The sequence below is a fragment of the Vibrio genomosp. F10 str. 9ZD137 genome (assembly GCF_049974785.1).
Lineage (GTDB): Bacteria > Pseudomonadota > Gammaproteobacteria > Enterobacterales > Vibrionaceae > Vibrio.
Window position 1 is genome coordinate 1 of the sequence record NZ_JBNGCJ010000438.1, and the last position, 2308, is coordinate 2308.

Genomic DNA, 2308 nt, shown 5'->3' on the forward strand with positions numbered 1-2308 from the left:
ACCGCTCTTCCGATCTTACATTACCAAATCCTTCAGCCCACGCGAGTTGCTCGCCCGAATTAAAACCATTTTACGTCGAAGTCACGTTTCCAGTTCAACCAAGCTAGCGCGCAAAATCCGCTTTGGTGAATGGCAAATAGACACCGTAACTCGCCAGCTTATCCATATTCCAAGTCATGCCATTAAACAGTTAAGCGGTGCCGATTTAACATTACTGTCATTATTTGTCAGCAACTCTGAGTCAATACTCTCTCGAGATGATATTGCTCGTGAAATTTGGGGACGAGAAGCGGACCCATTAGAACGAGGGATCGACGTTCAAATCAGCCGGTTACGCCATCACTTAGAAGATAAGGATCGCTCTCTCATCATTACTGTACGGAACAAAGGTTATATGCTCACCACGCAAGCTCAATATGAATAGTTCTCAAATGCATGAGGCTCAACATGAAAGCTAGATTATGGTCAAATTCTTTAGCAGCCCGCACAAGCTTGTTCCTTCTACTCGTGATCATGTTGGCGCAAATGCTCGCTGGGGTTTTCTGGTATCAACACACCAGTGAACGAGATAAACAAGGCCTCACTACAACCGTCCACAGTTTGGCGCGCAGTGCCTCTTCTACTATTTCATTTTTTCAAACACTGCCTTCAGAATATCGCCATTTGGTTCTTAACCAATTACGAAGCATGGGAGGAACCCGATTTTTTGTTTCACTCAATAACCATGAGATCCCCGTAAAAGCGCTCCCTCAAAGCGAACGAAAAACACTTGTCATCAATGAAGTAGAATCCGTCCTTTACGATGAACTTGAGGGGACGCCAAACATTAAAGTGGAATTTACCCTGCGTGATGATCTTCGCGTGTTTAACAATGAGCTTTCTATCGATGGGCTGCCTTTATTATGGGCTCATTATTCATTGTCCTATGGTGACATCAACCCACCAATACTAGTGATGCAGGTTGAGGTAGCACCAGGAGAATGGTTCTACCTAGCGGCGGTATTGCCGGCACCTTACATCGCATTAGAAACCAACTATTTTGACCTGAGAGAATGGCTCACATTGTTTCTATCGGCTGTTTTACTCATGATTTGTACATGGTTTGTCGTTCGTCGAGAGATTCGCCCAATTCGACAATTAGCCAAAGCGGCAACCTTAATGTCGACACGATTAAAAGTCCCTGAAGTGAAAGAAGAAGGAAGCAATGAATTAAAAGCAGCGGTGAGAGCATTTAATAAAATGAACCGACGAATCGATAGCCATATTAAAGATCGTGAGATGCTCTTTAGCGCGATTTCTCACGATTTAAAAACGCCGATTGCATGCTTAAAACTGCGCTCTGAAATGCTCGATGATGCTACAGAGCGAGAACGGTTTACGCGCATTACCAATGACTTAGATTTGATGGTCAAAGGCGCATTGCAGTGCATTAAAGAGACCGATATTCACGAAGAAATTGAACCCATTGATATTGACCAACTGCTTCACCACATAGCATCGTTTATCTGTGAAGACCCAAACGTTGTCACGATCAATGGGCATGCCAACGCCCCCTTTTCTGGAAAGCCATTAGCGATTAAACGGTGCATACAAAACTTAGTCGACAACGCACTTAAATATGGCGAGCGGGCTAACATAGTGCTAATCGATAGTGACACTGAATTGAAAGTGAAAATTGAAGACCAAGGCACTAATGTTGATAGTAAGGTCCTCGAAAAACTATGCGAACCCTATTTTCGAGGTTCCTTTAACAAAGAACAAGAAGGAAATGGCTTAGGACTAACAATTTCACAAAGTATCATCAAAGCCCACGGCGGCAGTCTTGAGCTAACCATAACGCAACGTGGTGGTCTTTGCGCCACATTACTTTTTCCAAGAGATTGATTCCCAAGAGATTCACTATGACACTTTTTTATCGCTGCACTTATACGACGTTATGTACCTTGACTGCACTTGGTACCAGTCTGCTATTGCCTAGCTTCCACGCCTTGGCCGACGTTGAATTTTTACATTGGTGGACATCAAAAGGTGAACAAAAAGCACTGACTATACTTGAAGATCATCTGTCGAAATCTCCACAAGAAATCACGACTTCATCGGTGTTAGGCGGTGGTGGTGACAGCGCCATGACCGTATTACAAGCACGAGCTTTAGCGGGTAACACGCCGAGTTTTGCTCAAATAGAAGGACCCAGTATTAAGGCCTGGGATGCGATAGGAATCTTGCATAGTATCAATGATGTGGGAATACAGAATAACTGGGATGAAGTCCTCTATCCACTGTCCATCACTAAGATCGGAAGAGCGGT

General features: G+C 44.0%; 2 protein-coding genes and 1 pseudogene. All 3 read left to right on the plus strand.

Annotated elements, in window-relative coordinates; all coding sequences use genetic code 11:
* Positions 1-424, plus strand: a 424-nt coding sequence (locus tag ACP45E_RS10440) for a winged helix-turn-helix domain-containing protein (RefSeq protein ID WP_141707290.1), incomplete at its 5' end; no start/stop codon positions are given.
* Positions 425-447: 23 nt separating this feature from the next.
* Positions 448-1884 (plus strand): ATP-binding protein, encoded by a 1437-nt coding sequence (locus ACP45E_RS10445; RefSeq protein WP_069584982.1) that lies wholly within the window; start codon positions 448-450, stop codon positions 1882-1884.
* A 17-nt stretch (positions 1885-1901) separates the two neighbouring features.
* Positions 1902-2308 (plus strand): annotated as a pseudogene (locus ACP45E_RS10450) (ABC transporter substrate-binding protein); the annotation flags it as partial.

What these genes read in the sequence shown, in the direction of transcription:
- ACP45E_RS10445 (WP_069584982.1), top strand. Translation starts at nt 448, where the DNA reads ATGAAAGCTAGATTATGGTCAAATTCTTTAGCAGCCCGCACAAGCTTG.